The following is an 18255-nucleotide window of genomic DNA, read 5'->3' as shown; positions in this document are numbered from 1 at the left end:
ACCGTGGTTAGACTCAAGTAAAAGGTGAGACCCATGAAAATATTGATCGCTGGTTTCCAGCATGAAACCAATACCTTCGCGCCGACCAAGGCGTCTTATCCGAGTTTCGTTCAAGGGGAAGGTTTTCCGCCGCTGGTGCGAGGCGCTGACGTGCTTGATCTTCGCGACGTCAACGTCCCGATCGGCGGTTTCATCAAGGCGGCACAAGCGCGCGGGCACGAGCTGTTGCCTGTGATCTGGGCAGGCGCAAGTGCATCGGCGCATGTGACCACGGAGGCGTTCGAGCGGATCGGCGGAGAAATCATTGCGGCTGTTAATGAAGGCGGCTTCGACGCGATCTATCTCGACCTGCACGGCGCGATGGTGACCGAGCAGCACGATGACGGCGAAGGCGAGATTCTCGAACGCGTGCGCCGGATCGTCGGTGATCACATGCCGGTAGTCGTCTCGCTGGATCTTCATGCCAACGTCACCGCGCGCATGTTCAAGCATGCCAGTGCGCTCGTGGCATATCGGACCTATCCTCACGTCGATATGGCGGATACCGGCGAACGTGCTGCGCTGATTCTCGACGAACTGGTGTTGCAAGGACGGCCGCTGCATTGCGCGGTTCGTCGCGTACCGTTTCTGATTCCAGTGAATGGCATGTGTACGCTGGTCGAACCGGCACGCGGGATGTATCAGTTGCTGGCGGATCTCGAAGAAAAGCCTGTCGTGTCCGCGTCGTTCGCACCGGGCTTTCCGGCTGCCGATTTTCCTGAGTGCGGCCCGACCCTCTGGGCTTATTCGTTTAGCGAGGAAGCCGCTGAGCACACGGCGAACGCGCTCTTTTCGAAGCTCGTAAATGAAGAATCGCATTGGGAGGTGCCGTTCCTGACTCCGGACGAAGCCGTGCTCGAGGCGATCCGGTTGAGCACGGCTTCTGATAAGCCCGTCATCATCGCGGACACGCAGGACAACCCAGGCGTAGGCGGCGATTCGAACACCATGGGCATGGTGCGCGCGCTCTTGCGCAACGGTGCGACCGGCGCGGCAGTGGGCGTGATCTGGGATGCGCAAGCAGCAGAAGCGGCGCATCGCGCCGGCGTGGGTGCGTGCATTTCGCTGTCGCTGGGCGGCGGTGCCGGTGTGCAAGGCGATTCGCCGCTCGTGGCCGAGTTCGAAGTCGAGTATCTGTCGGACGGACGCTTCCGATTCGACGGACCGATGCTCAATGGCATGCAGGGCGAGTTGGGACCGGTCGCCTGTTTGCGGATCGAGGGCGTCAGGATTGCAGTCAGCTCCGTGAAGATGCAGGTGTTCGATCGCAACCTGTTCCGCGTGGCGGGCATCGAACCAGAACGGATGAAGATCCTCGTGAACAAGAGCTCGGTTCACTTCCGGGCGGACTTCGAAGCCATTGCCGAGGCGATTCTCGTGGCAAAAGCGCCCGGCCCCATGGCTGCGGATCCGGCTGACCTTCCGTGGAAGCACCTTGATCCGGACATCCGCATGCGGCCGATGGGGCTTTCATTCAAATCGTTTCGCGCGCAACGCTGCTGACTGCTGCGCATCAGAGCAGCCCCAACACTTTCGATTCATCAAGAGCGTGCCGAATCGGGCACCGCTCGTACGTGGCCCATCTTCAAGGAGAATCAATTATGTCGGACCCGATTAATACTCGACGTCGTCGCCTGCTTGGGACGACCGTTGCCGGTATCAGTTTGTTGGAACTCGGCCTGAGCGCGTCCGCCAGCGCCCAGTCGAACGACGCTAAGCCCGGAACCCGTCTTGCTTCGTTCGAAAACATTCGTCAGGTCAACGCCGGTACGCTCAACGTCGGCTACGCGGAAGCCGGCCCGCAGAACGGACCGGTCGTGATCCTCCTGCACGGATGGCCCTACGATATCTACAGCTTCGCGGAAGTGACACCATTGCTCGTATCGGCCGGATACCGGGTCATCGTGCCGTATCTGCGTGGTTATGGTTCAACGCGATTCCTCTCAGCCGATACACTACGCAACGGTCAGCAGTCAGTCGTCGCCCTCGACATCATCGCGCTGATGGACGCGTTAAAAATCGATAAAGCGATCTTCGGCGGCTTCGACTGGGGTGCGCGAACGGTGAATATCATCGCTGCGTTGTGGCCCGAACGATGCAAGGCCATGGTTTCGGTAAGCGGCTATCTGATTGGAAGTCCGGAAGCCAACCACGCGCCGCTACCGCCGAAAGCTGAGCTCGCGTGGTGGTATCAGTACTATTTCGCGACCGAGCGTGGCTATGCAGGTTATGAAGCCAATCGCCACGACTTCAATAAACTGATCTGGCATACCGCATCACCCAAATGGAATTTCGACGATGCCACCTACGAGCGCTCCGCCGAGTCGTTCAATAATCCGGATCACGTAGCGGTGGTGATCCACAACTACCGCTGGCGTCTGGGGCTGGCCAAGGGCGAATCGCAGTACGACGATCTGGAAAAGCGTCTGGCGGTGGCGCCGTTGATCGCGGTTCCGACCATCACCATGGAAGGCGACGCCAACGGTGCGGCACATCCCGATCCGGCCGCCTATGCGAAGAAGTTCTCAGGCAGGTATGCGCATCGAAATATCGGGGGTGGTGTCGGTCATAACCTGCCGCAGGAAGCACCGAAAGCATTCGCCGATGCGGTCATCGATGTGGCTCGCTTCTGACAAAGCTGCAACGTTGATTGCGTTGACTTCGTTGACTAGTGCTGCGTGTCATGCAATCGATCGGGAATGAACAGTGCGGTTACACCGCTTAAAAAGAAGACCGCACCGACCACCAGGAAACCAATGCCAATTGAAAACTGCGTGGCGAGGTAACCGATAACAACGGGCGCCGCACCCGAGCAGAAGCGGCCGAGGTTATAAGAGCCGCCTACCGCCGTGCCGCGGATCGACGTTGGGAAACTCTCCGACATGAATGTCCCGATCGTCCCCAGCGGCACACCGTACATAAAGCCGAAGAGGAACATGAGATAGATGATGTTCTCGCGCGTGTGCCAGAAGATGATCACGGGCAGAAAAAACGCTGCGCCCATGCAGCCAAGAACATACACACCGCGTCGACTCCAGCGGTCCCCGAGCCACCCGGCGATAATCTTGCCCGCGAACGCGACCACGTAGGTGCCAATCATGTACCCGGCCATCGCATTGAATTTGATGTGCAGTTCCTTTTCCAGGTAAGTAGGCAACCAGTTGTTCAAGCCATAAAACCCGGACAGTGCGAACACCGAGGCCAAGGTCCACAGGATGAACAGGGTACGCGATTGTCGATTGCTGAAAATCTGGTAATAGCGATTGTGGACAAGCCCGCGTTCGTTGTTGCGTTCGTTCTCGCGCGCTACAGCACGACTCGCTTGCCAGTTTGCCGGTTCAGGCACAACAAATTTAATGGCCAGCGCCAACAGCACTGGCAGCGCCGATACGTAGTACAACGTACGCCAGCCATAGTGCGGCAAAATCCAGTTACTCAGCGCGATGACGACAATGTAGCCGGCCGAAATGCCGGTCTGCAGGGCACCGAGAATCAGGGAGCGCCGTTCCGTGGGCACGTATTCGGCAACCAGTGTGGTGACCAGCACCATGGAGCCGATGCCCAACGAACTGATAAATCTCACCACCGCGAATTCAAGGAAGTTATGGGTGAATCCCAGCATTCCGGCGCCTAGGGAAAAAAGCGCCAACGCCCACGCGATCACCCTTACCCGCCCGAGACGATCGCTCGCCCAGCCCCCAAGAATCCCGCCTACAGCCATGCCACACAGCGTCAATGCCCCCAACGCTCCCGCTTCAACATTGCTCAGAGCGAACTCATCCTTGATCCGCGTGAGCGTCAGGCCGTACATCATGACGTCCGCGCCATCGGCTATTAACGCGAGATAGCCCAGTGCAAAAACAAGCAGCCAGGAACCCTGTGCCTGGAATATTTTTGGCAGCGTGGATGTTTCGGTAACCTGATTAGTTGTGTTGATGTTCATGTCAACGGCCGATGGAGTCGGCGATTCGCATGGCGCTCCGCTTAACGAGTGCAGCGGCAAGGAACGAGCCGATCAACATGCCGATCTGTTCATCCCTGGCCGTATACCACCCTTCCCTATGCGTCATGTTCATCGTGCCCACGCATACGCCGTCGTAAGCAATCGGGATATTCAAAATCGATCCCAGGCCCATGCCGGTCATCACCGCGTGATCGTCAAATGCATCCCGGATACCTTGCTGCGTTTCCGCGCGAAAAGGCTTGAGATTTAGCAGAACCTGGCCAGCCCACGCGGTACCCTGTTTCTGCTTACGCCCTCCAGTTGGATAGACGTCCGGCATGTTGGTATAAACGCGCTCCACCTCGAGACGCTGTGCGTCGTAGGACATGATCGTGAACAGGCGAAGGCCTATTGTCTGTTCCGCCGCCGCGTGAACTGCACGAAATATCTCCGTGGGTTGATTGCTCAGCCGCAGCGCATCTGACAGACGCTCAAGGTCCGGAATACCAAGCACTCGCGTGGCTAGCGCCGCAAGCGCGATCTCATTGTTTTGCATGGCCTTGATACAAAGGTGATGTAAGGTAAGTTCGACGTTCAGCCGTTCATTTCGGTGGAACTGAGCGGAGCTCGCACATTGTGCTGCTCCAGACCACCTTCCTCGATGTCTTCAAGTGATCGATTGCGAGTCTCGATGCCGAGGAAGCCAACCACGCAGGCCCCAATCAACAAGACCGTCGTGGTCATGGCAAACACGCCCAGAAAACCGAGCGTGGGATAGACAAGGCCGACCAGAATGGGCGCGCTCACCGAGCCAATGCGACCAAATGACGAAGACGATCCGGTACCGGTCGCGCGAATCGCCGTCGGGAAGACTTCCGGGGTGTACGCATACACCCCGGCGAACGCGCCGTTCATGAAGAACGACAGGCAGATGCCCGCGCTCATGATTTGCAAGCCACTGTGAGAGAACGCAAGGGTGATTGCCGCAATCCCACCCAGCAGCATGTACGACGCCACCACAGCCTTCCGGCCGATCCGTTCATTGAGCCATGCCGCAGAAAAATACCCGGGAATCTGCGCTCCATAAATGGCGATTGAATAACCAAAGCTCTTCGTCATGGTGAGCCCCTCCTTGAGGAGCAGACTCGGAATCCATGAGAAGAACGAGTAGTAAGCAAACGCAACCGAGAACCACATCAACCAGCTCACTGCGGTCGTGCGCGCGAGGCGCGGCGACCACAGCGTAAGGACGTTCTGCAACGCACTGCTCTTTGTGGGCGCCGATGCGGCGACCTGGCCGAGAGACGCGACGGGGTTCAGATGGATGCCCTTGTCGTTAAACCATGCCTCAATTGCGCTCACTATCCGATTCGCTTCGGCAGTCCGGCCCTGGCTTTCCAGCCAGCGCGGCGACTCGGGGAGCGTCCTGCGCCACCACAGGAGCATGACAACGGGCAATGAAGTCAGCACTGCCATGTATCGCCAGCCATCGGCAAAGTTTCTCACCACGGTGAAGCCAATGATGGACGAGCTCAGATAACCGAAGGACATGAAACCGACCAGTGCCCCGCAAAAGATGCCCCGGTAACGGCGAGGCACAAATTCGGCGAGGAATGGCGCGATCACCACGGTCTCCGCGCCAGAGCCGAAGCCAGCAACTATGCGCAAGGCGAAAAACGTGTGCCAGTCGTTGGCGGCGGCGCTAGCGAGCGATGCAACGCAGTAGATGGCAAGCGCAGACATCATGATGCGACGCCGTCCGATCAAATCGGCCAGTACCCCCGACAAAAAGGCCCCGAAGAAGTATCCAATATAGGTACTGCTCGCGACCAAACCCGTTTCGGCACTCGTCAGGTGCCAAAGCTTGCCGACGACGGGCAGCAGAAATGCCAGCGACGATGAATCGAGTCCATCGAACAGATAGCCCAGCCCGCCGATGAGCAGGAGTTTCCGATGGAAACCCGCCAGAGGCAGTCTTTCAAGACGGTCGGCGATAGCGGACACGGCATGTTCTCGCTGAGGGAATTGGATGGAGTCTCGGGGATGCGAAAGTCACCGCCCGATAGCGTATGCCTGCATCTGGCGAGGTGTCGCCGCACCGCGCATCAGCCCGCCTCGGATCCCGACCGCGCAGACGCGGCCCAACGACCACGGCTCGGCGACAGTCAGGTCATGCCCGCGCGCGCGCAACTCGGCAAGCGTGCTCTCCGGAAAGCGCGACTCGGCAGACATCTTGCCCAGTTGCATCGAGCGCGGGTAGAACGAGCCCGGAAAATGAGCCGTCTGGAACGAGGGTGAATCCGCAGCGGCCTGGAAGTTCATGCCGGCATGCACATGCCTGAGAAACAACTGGATTGACCACTGGTCCTGCTGATCGCCACCAGGCGTGCCGAACGCCGCATAGGGCTGGTCTTCCCGCGTGACCAGCGTGGGCGAAAGCGTGGTGCGGGGACGTCGCCCTGGACCAAGCGACGATGGCAGGCCTTCTTCCATCCAGAACATCTGCGCGCGCGTAGTCACGTTAAAGCCGAGACCGGGGACAGCTGGCGAGGCCTGCAGCCATCCGCCCGATGGTGTTGCCGAAACCATGTTGCCCCAGCGATCGACCACGTCGAGATGAACTGTGTCGCCGCGCAGTTCAGGCAAGGGTGCGAACGTCGGTTCGCCCTGGCCGAAGCCGCCCGACTGCTGTTTTCCCGCATTGGCCATGATCAGTGCGGCGCGCTGTTCGCTGTCGCCCAGCCTGCCGGGACGGAATTCGAACGACGCGCGACTGGGATCGATCAGTCGGCGGCGCTCGTCGTTGTACGCGTCACTAAGCAGCACGTCCATAGGCACTTGCGCGAACCGGGGATCGCCGTAAAACACCTCGCGATCGGCGAACGCGAGCTTCGAACATTCGATGATCGTGTGGACGAAATCCGGGCCCATGGGATCCATCGCGGTGAGATCGAAGCCCTTGAGGAGCGCGAGTTGCTGCAGAAACATCGGCCCCTGACCCCATGGGCCGGTCTTGTGAACCTGGAAGCCCTCATAGTCGTATGAGACCGGATCTTCGTAGGACGCCTCCCAGCGAGCCATATCGTCCGCGTTGAGCAGACCATGATTGCGCTGGCCGGACGTGTCGAGAACCGCGGTCGACCGGAAGTAACGATCAATGGCTTCAGCCACGAACCCACGATAAAAAACCTTGCTGGCCAGTTCGCATTGCCCGGCACGATCGCGGCAGGTATTCGCCTCTTCGAGGATGCGCTTGTATGTGTGCGCAATTGCCGGATTGGCGAACAATTGGTTCGGCGTGGGTGCGTCGCCATTGCGCAGCCATTGCTCTGCCGACGTGGGCCATTCCGTCTTGAAGAAATCTTTGATGGCGAGGATTGACGACGTCATTCGCGGAAGAACGGGATAGCCGTTTTCCGCATAGCCGATCGCGTAGCTCATCACGTCTGCCAGGGGCAACTGGCCGTAGTCGCGCAGCATAAGCATCCACGCGCCAAACGCTCCGGGCACGACCGCCGGCAACAACCCCGTGCCTGGAACGACCTCCAGACCTAGCTCGCGCATGCGGGATATCGTCATTGCCGCGGGCGTCACGCCCTGGCCGCACAAGACGCGAACCCGTTTTTCGCGGGCACTGTAGAACACGACCGGCAATTCCCCACCCGGCCCGTTCAGATGCGGTTCAACGATCTGCAGAACAAAACCGGCCGCCGCTGCCGCGTCGAATGCATTGCCGCCTCTTTCGAGAACGGCCATTGCTGAAGCACTGGCTAGCCAGTGTGTCGAGGACACCATGCCGAACGTGCCAATCAGTTCCGGACGGGTTGTGAACGACATGCGCCACTCCTTTTGCGACGATGGGTGATCAATGAAGCGAACCAATTATCATTGGTTCACTTCAAGTAAAATACAATGGTACGGCTAACGATGCCGGGTTGCAGCCGGTTCCAACCCTTCTTTTGCGCCATTCTAGTGGATAAAAAATATCTGTGGCAGTGTGAAAATCAGCGGGGTTCCGGTATTTCTGTACCAATGATGATTGGTACAGAATTGGTTCGAGAAAGGTTCGAATAGACAAATGGAAAAATCACTGCTGGACAGGCTGCAGGACTATGTCGTCGACAACCAGCTCAAGGACGGCGACGCGTTGCCGCCCGAACGCAGTCTCGCTGAAGACCTGGACGTCACCCGGAGGGAACTGCGCACGGCACTCGCGTCGCTGGAGGCATCGGGCCGTGTGTGGCGAGGTGTCGGCCGCGGCACTTATCTGGGTGCGCGGCCACTGAAGTTTGCGCCAACACTACGCGGGCTTCGCGCGGGAGCCAGTCCGGCGGACATTGCAGAAATGCGGCTGCTTTTCGAGCCGGCGCTTGCCGGACTTGCTGCGACGAAAGCGAGTGGAGATGACTTGCTGGAACTTGAAAAATGCGCGCGAAAGAACGCCGCCGCAAAAAATGACGAGGAGTGGCAGCAGTGGGATCATCGATTTCATTTGCTGATCGGACAGGCCACGCGGAATCCCGCTCTCATCGCCCTGATGGAAGTCATCAATGGCATGCGGGTCAAGCCTGACGTACGTGAAAAAACCGCTGCCCAGGAGACCCGGCGCTATTTCGCCCAACAGCACGAGGATATTGTCAGCGCCATGAAAGCGCGCGATAGCGAATTAGCTGCACGTTCCATGCGCGAGCACCTGTTGAGCGTTCAGTGGCGTACGTCCGTTGGGCGTGACGATGCCACCGAACGCTGAAAACGAGCCGCCTGCTGCGCTTTAACACTACCTTAACCGTACCATTCAGCGTACCAAAACCCGCTCAACAACCCCGCATTCTATATACGCAAATTGCGTTTTTTAACAGGACGTTTACGCTCGATCCGATAGGCTTTGCTTGATCCAATTGAATGGAACTCGAAGCAAATCATCATGACGTTCGAAGATGTCTTAACGAGCATTCGCGCCGGTCAAACATCGCGCCCGGCAGCAGTGTCAAACGCTGCAAACCAGCCAAGTCCTTCGCGTGCAGCCGGTCGCCGCGCGCAGCGGAGTTGAGCATGGTGTCTGGAATATGGTTGCCTATTGTCACGCCGTTCAAGCACGGACAAGTCGACGTTGATGCGCTGCAGCGGCTTGCTGAGCGCTACCTGAGCCAGGAGATCAGCGGTTTCGTCGCGCTGGGAACGACCGGCGAAGCGGCCCTGCTCGATCACAGCGAGCGGCATAAGGTCCTGCGCTCCTTGTTCGAAGTCATCGGGACGCGCCTGACAGTGGTGGTCGGTGTCGGCGGTCTCAATACGCGTGACATGGTGCAGGAAATCCGCGAACTGGACCACTGGGATATCGGCGGATACCTGGTCTCCGCGCCTGCCTACATTTGCCCCGATCAAAACGGCATTCGCTGGCACTTCGACGAAATTGCGCGCGCCACCGAACGGCCCATCATTTTGTACGACGTGCCGCATCGCACCGGCGTTTGCATCGAGACAAGCACGGTTGAGCGGCTCATTGAACACGCGAATATTGTCGCCATCAAGGCTTGCGTGCCGGCAAATTTCCAAAGGCTCTGCCAATTGCCGATCAGCGTGCTGTGCGGCAACGACGATGCCTATGTCGACTGTCTGATCGCAGGCGGCTCCGGCGGGATCCTGACGAGCGCCCATCTTTTCGCCGATATTCTTGCCGAGATCCACGAACGGGTTTTATCGGCGAGAACGGACGACGCTGCTGCATTTTTCGAAGCGCTCAAGCCGGTAATCAAGCTCTTGTTCAGCGCACCCAATCCAGCCGGCGTGAAGGCAGCACTAGCGCTAGACGGCACGATTGGAAGCGAGACACGTCTGCCGATCATGGAAGCGTCGGTCACGCTCAAAGAGCAGCTCCGGATCGCGCTCGATACCTGCACCCGGCAGCTCGCAATCATGGTTTGAACACGGCCCCGCTCCCTTTTTAGATACAAAGTTTCTGTTTGCGCCTGGTCGAAGCTTCGACCAGGCGGCAAGCGGTTTTAAGCGCGCTTGGCGCCGCAATACCATGGAGCTGTCAATATGAAAAAATCCCTGAACGCGTCCTTCCTGGCCACGGCTTTGACCGCAGGCTGCGTTGTTTCGGCGCATGCTCAAAGCAGTGTGACGCTGTATGGCGTAATCGATACCGGCCTTATTTACTCGAACAACCAGGGAGGCCACAGCGCCTGGCAGGAAACGAGTGCTGCAACCGAAAACACCGTCTACGGACTCAAAGGCGCGGAAGACCTGGGCGGCGGCCTTCAGGCTGTGTTCAAGCTCGAGAACGGCTTCAACCTGAACAACGGTACGCAGTTCAACGGCGGCGATGCCTTCGGTGAACAAGCTTACGTGGGCCTGCAAAGCAGTCAGTTCGGCACCGTGCTGCTCGGGCGCCAGTTTGATTCGGTGAATGACTATCTCGGCCCGTTATCGGCGGCGGGCAGCGGCTACGGCGGCAATCTTTCGGCGCATCCGTTCAACAACGATAACCTCGCGGCCGACTCGTTGAGCCTGAACAACACAGTCAAGTACGTAAGCACGTCTTATGCAGGCATCACGTTCGGCGGCGCGTATTCGTTCAGCAACAACGCAAACAGTTTCTCGAATAATCGTGCCTACGGTTTTGGCGCGACCTACGCGCACGGGCCGTTCAATGTCGCTGCGGCCTACCTCCAGATGAACAATGCGGGCGGCGGCGTGTTGGGCACCAATCCCAATGGCGCGGTGTCATTAGCCGATGGCAGCGCAGATTTCGTCGCAGCGCGTCAGCGGATCTGGGGCGTGGGCGGCAACTACGTGTTTGGCCCGGCGACTGTTGGCTTGCTGTGGACACATTCGCAGATTGACAACATGGCTAGCGTGTTCGCCGGCAGTGCAGGAAATGTGCCGTTGAACGGTGGCTTACGGTTGAACAACTACGAGGTCAATGCCCGTTATGCGTTGACCCCCGCGTTAAGTCTGGCAGGTGCCTACACCTTCACCGACGGCGCATATAGCACGGGCGGCACGTCGTCATCGCCAAGGTGGCACGAGGTGACGCTGCAGACCGACTACTCGCTCAGCAAGCGCACGGACTTGTATGCGGAAGGGGTTTATCAACACGTCAGTGGCGGGACGGATGGCTCGGCGCTTAACAACGCCACCATCAACACGCTGTCACCTTCGTCGACGAACAGTCAGGTCGCCGTCACGGTCGGCATCAAGCACGCGTTTTAAGACTGCGTAGTGCTGTAAGAAGCCTTGTAAGAAGCGCGGTGCATCGGGGATGAATGCGAATGCGAATACTCCGGTGCACAGTGCTTTGTGCCGATTAGTCAGCGACGGATCAACCCCGCACACGATATGTCCGGCGGGAAACTCCGCTATCTTGGTGTGACTGCAGGCACGCATGTCGCGTCTGGCCGAGCCGGAGTGACAGCCGGCAAGATGAGCCGCGGGGCCGGCGATCAGCGCCCCACTCCCTACCTTGATCCATGCAGCATCGACTCGCATGCGTCACGCTCCCACCCCGTTGGTAGCCGCAGCCGAAAATTTCATGGCCTCGTGGCTCACTCCGCGGACCCGATCTGCGAGCACCTTCATAAGCCAATGTCGTCTTAAGCAATCCGCGCCGTAAACGGCGGTAATAAAAGAATCCATGCGTCTGTCGGCACCGCTACACAGGCCTGCGCTGACGACGGAGAAAAGCCGCAGACCATTGTGAGTTATGGCGCAGGCGCTTATTCACTGCCTTCAATCCGCTGCCGAAAACGGGCCGGAGGGCTTCGATCGCCCTTCCGAATACGCGCTTGTGCGCTGCAGCTTTGTTTTCGTTTGTGTACATTCCCGGATTGTCTTCGTTTCAGACAAAATCACGCACGCTTGGCGATGTCTAATTTCAAATCGGTTCTTATCCGCAATTTCGAAAGTAATTAGAAAGAATCCGTCGGTTCAGTTCAACCCCAAGTATTGGAACGCTCATGCTCGGCCTAGTACGTATCGCTCTTCGACGACCCTACACCTTTGTCGTCCTCGCGATCCTCATCCTGATCATCGGACCGCTTTCCGCGATCAGAACGCCGACCGATATCTTCCCCGATATCCGCATTCCCGTGATTAGCGTCGTATGGCAATACACGGGCTTGCCGCCGGATCAGATGGTCGGACGAATCACGTCGCCGTTCGAGCGCTCGCTGACCACGACGGTCAACGACATCCAGCACATCGAAGCCGAATCGGTAAATGGCTTCGGCATTATCAAGGTCTTCTTTCAGCCGGGCGTGAACATCAGTAACGCGAACGCGCAGGTGACCGCGGTCGCGCAGACGCAGTTGCGTCAACTGCCACCGGGCACCACGCCGCCGCTGATCCTGAACTACAACGCGTCGACCGTGCCGATCATCCAGCTCGCGCTCTCGGGCAAGGGTCTCTCTGAACAAAACCTGGGCGACCTTGGGCTGAATCAGTTGCGTCCGGCGCTGGTGACGGTTGCCGGTGCGTCGATCCCTTATCCGTTCGGCGGCAAGTCTCGCCAGATACAAATCGACATCGACCCAACGGCCTTGCAAGCGCGCGGCCTGTCTGCCCAGGACGTCGCCAACGCGCTCGCTGCGCAGAACCTGCTGACGCCGATCGGTACGGAAAAAATCGGCGATCACGAATATACGCTGCAGTTGAACAACGCACCTTACGCGCTTAAAGCGCTCGGCGATCTGCCGATCAAGGCGGTCAATGGCACTACGGTGTATATCCACGATGTCGCCAACGTCCGCGATGGCAGTCCGCCGCAAACGAATATCGTGCATGTGGACGGCAAGCGTTCGGTACTGATGTCGGTGCTGAAGAACGGCTCGGTGTCCACGCTCGGCATCATCGCCGGCATCAAGCAGCACGTGCTCGACGCCAAGGCTTCATTACCCGACGCGCTGCAAATTGCGCCGATCGGCGACCAGTCGCTATTCGTGCGCGCGGCCATCAGCGGCGTGGCTCGCGAAGGCGTGATCGCGGCCGCGCTGACCAGTCTCATGATCCTGCTGTTCCTCGGCAGCTGGCGTTCGACCGTCATCATCGCGACCTCGATTCCGCTCGCCATTCTCGGTTCGATAGCGACCTTGTCTGCGCTCGGCGAGACGCTCAACATCATGACGCTCGGCGGCCTTGCGCTCGCGGTGGGGATCCTCGTCGACGACGCGACCGTGACCATCGAAAATATCAATTGGCATCTGGAACAAGGCAAGCAGGTAGAAGAAGCCATCCTCGACGGCGCCGCGCAGATCGTCACGCCGGCGTTCGTGGCGCTGCTCTGTATCTGCATTGTGTTCGTGCCCATGTTCTTCCTCGACGGCGTCGCGCGTTTCCTCTTCGTGCCCATGGCCGAGGCTGTGATCTTCGCGATGGTCGCGTCGTTCATCCTGTCGCGAACGCTCGTTCCCACGATGGCGAAATACCTGCTGCATCCGCACAACCTCGATGAAGATGCACATGAAAAGAAGCGCCCCGGACCACTCGGACGCTTCCAGCAAGGCTTCGAACGGCGCTTCGAAAAAATCCGCGCCGGTTATCACGGCCTGCTGGAACTGGCGCTGAATCATCGCGCGCCGTTCGTGAGTTGCTTCCTCGGTTTCGTGCTGATCTCGTTCGCGCTGGTGCCCTTGCTTGGCCGCAACTTTTTCCCGGACGTGGACGCCGGGCAGATCCTGTTGCACGTGCGCGCGCCGGTCGGCGTGCGGGTCGAAAAGACCGCGCAGATTTTTGCGGATGTGGAAGGGTCGATCCGTCAGATCATTCCAACTGCTGAACTCTCCACCATGGTCGACAACATCGGCCTGCCGGTCAGCGGTATCAATCTCGCCTACAACAACACCGGCACGATCGGCTCGCAAGACGGCGACATCCAGATCGCGCTGAACGAAGATCATCGCCCGACCGCGGAGTACGTGCGGGAGATGCGCGAAAAGTTGCCGCGCCTTTATCCGGGCGTGACGTTCTCGTTCCCGCCGGCGGACATCATCAGCCAGATCCTGAACTTCGGCTCGCCGGCGCCGGTCGACCTGCAGGTGCGCGGCAACAACCTGTCCGCGAACTTCGCTTATGCGAACCGGCTGCTGCGCGAGATCCGCCAGATCCCCGGCGTAGTCGATGCACGCATCCAGCAAGCGCAAAACTCTCCCACCTTCAACGTCGATGTTGACCGCACTCGCGCGCAACTGCTTGGCATCAACGAGCGGGATGTCACGAACAGCCTGGTCGTGAACCTCGCGGGGTCGAGCCAGGTCGCGCCGACGTTCTGGTTGAACAACGCGAACGGCGTGTCGTATCCGATCGTGATGCAGACGCCGCAATACAACCTCGATTCGCTGGCCTCGCTGCAGAATTTGCCCATCACCTCAAGTCTGCAGAGTAGCGGCCAGATCCTCGGCGGCCTCGCGACCGTCCAGCGCACGAACACCAATGCGGTCGTAAGCCAATACAACATCCAGCCGATGGTCGAGATTTTCGCCACCACGCAGGATCGCGATCTCGGCGCGGTCGCGTCCGACATCCAGCGCGTGGTGAAGAACAATGCCGGCACGTTGCCCAAGGGTTCATCGGTTGCGCTGCTCGGCCAGGTGCAGACCATGAACAGCGCATTCGCCGGCATGTTGTTCGGCCTGCTCGGCGCGGTCGTGCTGATCTACCTGATCGTCGTGGTCAACTTCCAGTCGTGGGCGGACCCGTTCGTGATCGTCACGGCGTTGCCGGCCGCGCTCGCCGGCATCATCTGGATGCTGTTCGCGACCCACACCACGTTGTCCGTGCCCGCGCTGACGGGGGCGATCATGTGCATGGGGGTGGCGACCGCCAACTCCATTCTTGTGGTCAGCTTTTGCCGCGAGCGCCTGGCCGTTCACGGCGACCCGTTCAAGGCTGCGCTCGAAGCCGGCTTCACCCGTTTCCGCCCCGTGCTCATGACTGCCCTTTCGATGATCATCGGCATGGCGCCGATGGCCCTCGCGATGGGCGAAGGCGGCGAACAGAACGCACCCCTTGGCCGCGCCGTTATCGGCGGCCTGATTTTCGCCACCACCGCGTCGCTGCTCCTGGTCCCGGTGATCTTCTGCATCATTCACTCGCGCCCTGGCCGCGCGATTGCCCCGACACCCGTTACGGGAGGTCCTGCTCATGTCGTCTGAACCCGCTATCACTAATGAACCGGTGACTAATCAACCTGTGCCGCGCCGGCGGCTCGTCGTGATCGGCGTGGTCGGTATCGCGGTTGCCGTGCTCGTGGTCGCCGTCGGCGTCGCGCTGCGCGCCGTCGATGCCCGTAACCTCAAGACCTGGACCAACGCGCAGGTTATCCCGACGGTCAACGTGATCCATCCGGTCAGCGCGGCAACCGGTCCGACGCTCGACCTGCCCTCGCATCTCGAAGCGTATTCGCGTGCGCCGATCTTCGCGCGCGTGAGCGGTTACCTGAAGTCGTGGAATGTGGATATCGGCGCACCGGTGAAGGCCGGGCAACTACTCGCGGTGATCGAGTCGCCGGAACTCGACCAGCAGTTGCTGCAGGCTCGCGCGGACCTGGCCAGCGCGCAAGCCAACTCGGCGCTGGCGGGAACGACCGCGAAACGCTGGCAGGCGCTGCTCGGCACCGACTCGGTCGCCCAGCAGGAAGTCGACGAACGCACCGGCGACTACACCGCCAAGAAAGCGGCCGTGGCGGCCGCGCAGGCCAATGTGGATCGTTTGCTCGCCACCAAGGGCTTCGAGCGCATCCTGGCGCCGTTTGACGGCGTGGTGACCGCTCGTGACACGGATGTCGGCGCGCTCATCAATGCGGGTAGCGGCGGCGTCGGACAGGAGCTGTTCACGGTCTCCGACGTGAAGCAGTTGCGCGTGTATGTACAGGTCCCGCAAAGTTACGCTCCCGATGTCCGCAGCGGCACGACAGCGACGCTTTCCGTACCGGAATATCCCGGCCAGCATTTCACGGCGCGCGTGATTGCATCGGCGGATTCAGTCAATGCAACTTCAGGCACCACGCTGGTCCAATTGCTGGTCGACAACGCCAACGGCAAGCTCTTGCCCGGTGGTTTTGCCAGCTTGCAATTCAAGCTGCCGGTGCAGGCAAACGCGGTACGGGTTCCCGCCAGCGCCCTGGTTTTCGACGCTCGCGGCCTGACGGTCGCAACGCTCGGTGCGAACGGCCAGGTCGTGTTCAAGAAGGTGACGATCAATCGCGATTTCGGCGACTCGGTCGAAATCGGCTCGGGGCTTGTTGCAAGCGACCGCGTGATCGACACGCCGCCTGATGGACTTGTTGACGGCGATCACGTGCAAGTCGCCAGTGCCGACAAGAAGGTGGCCGCCAATGGCTAGGATGGCTAGGTTACGTGTCCCGGCGCTGCTCGCCGGCACCTTCGCACTTGGCGCGTGCTCGCTCGCGCCGGACTACAAGGTGCCGCCTTCGCCGGTTGCCGCGCAATATCACACGGTCGGTCCGTGGATCAGCGCACAGCCCGCCGACCAGTTGAGCCGCAGTGGCTGGTGGAAGATGTATAACGACGCCCAGCTCGATGACCTCGAGCAACGCCTGCTCGCGAACAATACGGATCTTGCCGCCGCATTCGCGCACTACAGGCAGGCCCAGGCGTTCGTAGATCAGGTCTCAGCCGGACTGTTCCCGAAAGTCTCTGTAAACGCGGTTCCACAACGTGACCGGCAGTCGTACAGGCGGCCATTGCGTGTGGGTGGCCCCAACGACTACAACTCCGCCACGCTCGGCGGCGAGGTCGATTATGACCTCGACCTGTGGGGCCGCGTGCGGGATTCCGTGGTAGCGGGCAAGGACGAAGCACAAGCATCGAAGGCCGATCTTGCCTCGGTGCAATTGAGCCTGCAGGTTCAACTCGCCGACAGCTATATCCGCCTGCGCGGTCTCGATCAACAGACACAGTTGCTCACCGACACCGTCGCGGCATTTGCGCGCGCGCTGCAACTCACGCAAACGCTGCACGGAGGAGGACTTGTTTCAGGGCTCGACGTATCGCGCGCGCAGACGCAGTTGTCATCGGCGAAATCGCAGCTGTCGCAGAACCTCGCCCAACGCGCGTTGATCGAGCACGCGATCGCTGAACTGGTTGGTGCGTCCGCGTCCGAGTTCACGTTGCCGCAGCAAACTGCCGCGATTCCCCTACCCGTGATTCCAGCTGGCTTGCCCTCTACGTTGCTGCAGCGGCGCCCGGACATTGCCGCGGCCGAACGCCGCGTTGCCGAAGCCAATGCGAAGATTGGCGTAGCGCGTGCGGCCTACTTTCCGTCCATCACACTCAGTGCGCAAGCCGGATTTCAAAGCACCGCCTATTCGAATTTGATCAGTGCTCCGACCTTGTTCTGGGCGATCGGTCCACAGCTTGTGCAATACGTTTTCGATGGCGGCTTGCGCCGCGCGCAGCTCGATTCGGCGAAAGCGGCGACCGATGAAGCCGGCGCGCGTTATCGCGGTGTCGTGCTGTCGGCGTTCCAGCAAATCGAAGATAATCTTTCGCTGCTGCAGGACCTTGGCACGGCGCTCGACCAGCAACGCGATGCCAGCAACTCGGCGCAGTATTCCGTTGATCTGGCGCTGCACCGGTATCGGCAAGGTGCGGTCGGTTATCTCGATGTCGTGCAGGCGCAGACCGCCGCGCTCGACGCTCAGAGCGGTCTACTCGATATCCAGACACGTCAGCTAAGCGCGAACGTGCAATTGATCAAGGCGTTGGGCGGCGGCTGGTCAAGCGAAGAGCTGGCGAGCACGGCGGCGGCTCCGGTGCTTGTCGCCGCCAGCGAGAAACCGAAAGAATAGTGACAGGCCACGTCGCGCAGCGGTAGAAATCCAAAAAAATACCCCGCTTTAGCGCTGCATTCATAGCGTGGCCCATCACGCCTGGACAAGTTACTAAAAGCGCCATCGAATGCCTGGACGTGGTCGACGCGGACCTTTCCACAGTGCCGGTATCGCCCTCTATTCAGCGCTCACCGCAACACGGTGATTACGCCCGTCGGCGCATTCGGTCTTCCTATGCAAGCCTAACGTCAATTCGTCTTTTCTGACCCATTTTAACGTTTGCCTATTTGCAGAAAATGATCGCTATGCCATGCCTAAATACATGCCTTCTACGCCCGTCGTCAATTGATCATTTTGTTGCGCAGGCATCACTAAAGAGTTCCCAAAATGGGCCGATATCGCTTTCAGAACACTTAAATATCGGCGAAACGCTTGAGTACCCGTCAGACAGAAACGGGACCGGGCGATCACTCTTCGGGGG

Annotated in this window: 12 protein-coding genes; 8 read left to right on the top strand and 4 right to left on the bottom strand. The window is 59.6% G+C overall.

The genetic code is table 11. The features are described from left to right. The first annotated feature begins 33 nt into the window (after positions 1-33). Both JWR14_RS21340 and JWR14_RS21335 read left to right on the top strand, forming a co-directional pair. The gene (locus tag JWR14_RS21340; protein WP_299711060.1) at positions 34-1542 is read left to right on the top strand and encodes a M81 family metallopeptidase; all 1509 of its coding nucleotides are present in this window, start codon (positions 34-36) and stop codon (positions 1540-1542) included. Positions 1543-1640: 98 nt separating this feature from the next. Further along, positions 1641-2672: an alpha/beta hydrolase gene (locus JWR14_RS21335; RefSeq protein ID WP_299711057.1), complete on the top strand. Its 1032-nt coding sequence runs from the start codon at positions 1641-1643 to the stop codon at positions 2670-2672. Between the two features lie 35 nt (positions 2673-2707). Here JWR14_RS21335 and JWR14_RS21330 read toward each other — a convergent pair whose 3' ends face one another. From JWR14_RS21330 to JWR14_RS21315, 4 genes are read right to left on the bottom strand one after another with little or no spacing between them, the layout of a single operon-like run. Beyond that, the gene (locus JWR14_RS21330; protein ID WP_299711055.1) at positions 2708-3982 is read right to left on the bottom strand and encodes an MFS transporter; all 1275 of its coding nucleotides are present in this window, start codon (positions 3980-3982) and stop codon (positions 2708-2710) included. A gap of 1 nt (position 3983) precedes the next feature. Then, positions 3984-4538: a GAF domain-containing protein gene (locus JWR14_RS21325; RefSeq protein ID WP_299711052.1), complete on the bottom strand. Its 555-nt coding sequence runs from the start codon at positions 4536-4538 to the stop codon at positions 3984-3986. Between the two features lie 38 nt (positions 4539-4576). Then, positions 4577-5986 (bottom strand): MFS transporter, encoded by a 1410-nt coding sequence (locus JWR14_RS21320; protein ID WP_299711049.1) that lies wholly within the window; start codon positions 5984-5986, stop codon positions 4577-4579. Positions 5987-6034: 48 nt separating this feature from the next. After that, on the bottom strand, positions 6035-7819 hold the full coding sequence (locus JWR14_RS21315) for a gamma-glutamyltransferase family protein (protein WP_299711045.1): 1785 nt from the start codon (positions 7817-7819) through the stop codon (positions 6035-6037). 241 nt (positions 7820-8060) lie between these two features. Here JWR14_RS21315 and JWR14_RS21310 point away from each other — a divergent pair, with 241 nt between their 5' ends. The 6 genes from JWR14_RS21310 (at position 8061) to JWR14_RS21285 (ending at position 17792) form a co-directional block, all read left to right on the top strand. Next, a complete protein-coding gene (locus JWR14_RS21310; protein ID WP_299711042.1) occupies positions 8061-8732 on the top strand; it encodes an FCD domain-containing protein in 672 nt (223 codons plus the stop codon). A gap of 302 nt (positions 8733-9034) precedes the next feature. After that, positions 9035-9907, top strand: a complete 873-nt coding sequence (dapA, locus tag JWR14_RS21305; RefSeq protein WP_299711039.1) for a 4-hydroxy-tetrahydrodipicolinate synthase — start codon at positions 9035-9037, stop codon at positions 9905-9907. Positions 9908-10024: 117 nt separating this feature from the next. Beyond that, positions 10025-11200, top strand: a complete 1176-nt coding sequence (locus JWR14_RS21300) for a porin (protein ID WP_299711036.1) — start codon at positions 10025-10027, stop codon at positions 11198-11200. A 743-nt stretch (positions 11201-11943) separates the two neighbouring features. Beyond that, positions 11944-15135 carry an efflux RND transporter permease subunit gene (locus JWR14_RS21295; RefSeq protein WP_299711033.1) on the top strand — a complete coding sequence of 1064 codons (3192 nt, stop codon included), beginning with the start codon at positions 11944-11946 and terminating at the stop codon, positions 15133-15135. Continuing rightward, positions 15125-16324 (top strand): efflux RND transporter periplasmic adaptor subunit, encoded by a 1200-nt coding sequence (locus tag JWR14_RS21290; protein ID WP_299711030.1) that lies wholly within the window; start codon positions 15125-15127, stop codon positions 16322-16324. The genes JWR14_RS21295 and JWR14_RS21290 overlap by 11 nt, the downstream gene beginning before the upstream one ends. Position 16325: 1 nt before the next feature. After that, complete coding sequence (locus tag JWR14_RS21285) at positions 16326-17792, top strand: efflux transporter outer membrane subunit (RefSeq protein WP_299711151.1); 1467 nt, start codon at positions 16326-16328, stop codon at positions 17790-17792. Positions 17793-18255 lie beyond the last annotated feature (463 nt).

The organism is Caballeronia sp. (assembly GCF_028292365.1).
Lineage (GTDB): Bacteria > Pseudomonadota > Gammaproteobacteria > Burkholderiales > Burkholderiaceae > Caballeronia.
Note: the sequence above shows the minus strand (reverse complement) of the source record. Positions and strands in the feature narration are given on the sequence as shown.

What these genes read in the sequence shown, in the direction of transcription:
- JWR14_RS21295 (WP_299711033.1), top strand. Translation starts at nt 11,944, where the DNA reads ATGCTCGGCCTAGTACGTATCGCTCTTCGACGACCCTACACCTTTGTC.
- JWR14_RS21300 (WP_299711036.1), top strand. Translation starts at nt 10,025, where the DNA reads ATGAAAAAATCCCTGAACGCGTCCTTCCTGGCCACGGCTTTGACCGCA.
- JWR14_RS21325 (WP_299711052.1), bottom strand. Translation starts at nt 4,538, where the DNA reads ATGCAAAACAATGAGATCGCGCTTGCGGCGCTAGCCACGCGAGTGCTT.
- JWR14_RS21340 (WP_299711060.1), top strand. Translation starts at nt 34, where the DNA reads ATGAAAATATTGATCGCTGGTTTCCAGCATGAAACCAATACCTTCGCG.
- JWR14_RS21330 (WP_299711055.1), bottom strand. Translation starts at nt 3,982, where the DNA reads ATGAACATCAACACAACTAATCAGGTTACCGAAACATCCACGCTGCCA.
- JWR14_RS21290 (WP_299711030.1), top strand. Translation starts at nt 15,125, where the DNA reads ATGTCGTCTGAACCCGCTATCACTAATGAACCGGTGACTAATCAACCT.
- JWR14_RS21315 (WP_299711045.1), bottom strand. Translation starts at nt 7,819, where the DNA reads ATGTCGTTCACAACCCGTCCGGAACTGATTGGCACGTTCGGCATGGTG.
- JWR14_RS21335 (WP_299711057.1), top strand. Translation starts at nt 1,641, where the DNA reads ATGTCGGACCCGATTAATACTCGACGTCGTCGCCTGCTTGGGACGACC.
- JWR14_RS21285 (WP_299711151.1), top strand. Translation starts at nt 16,326, where the DNA reads ATGGCTAGGTTACGTGTCCCGGCGCTGCTCGCCGGCACCTTCGCACTT.
- dapA (WP_299711039.1), top strand. Translation starts at nt 9,035, where the DNA reads ATGGTGTCTGGAATATGGTTGCCTATTGTCACGCCGTTCAAGCACGGA.
- JWR14_RS21310 (WP_299711042.1), top strand. Translation starts at nt 8,061, where the DNA reads ATGGAAAAATCACTGCTGGACAGGCTGCAGGACTATGTCGTCGACAAC.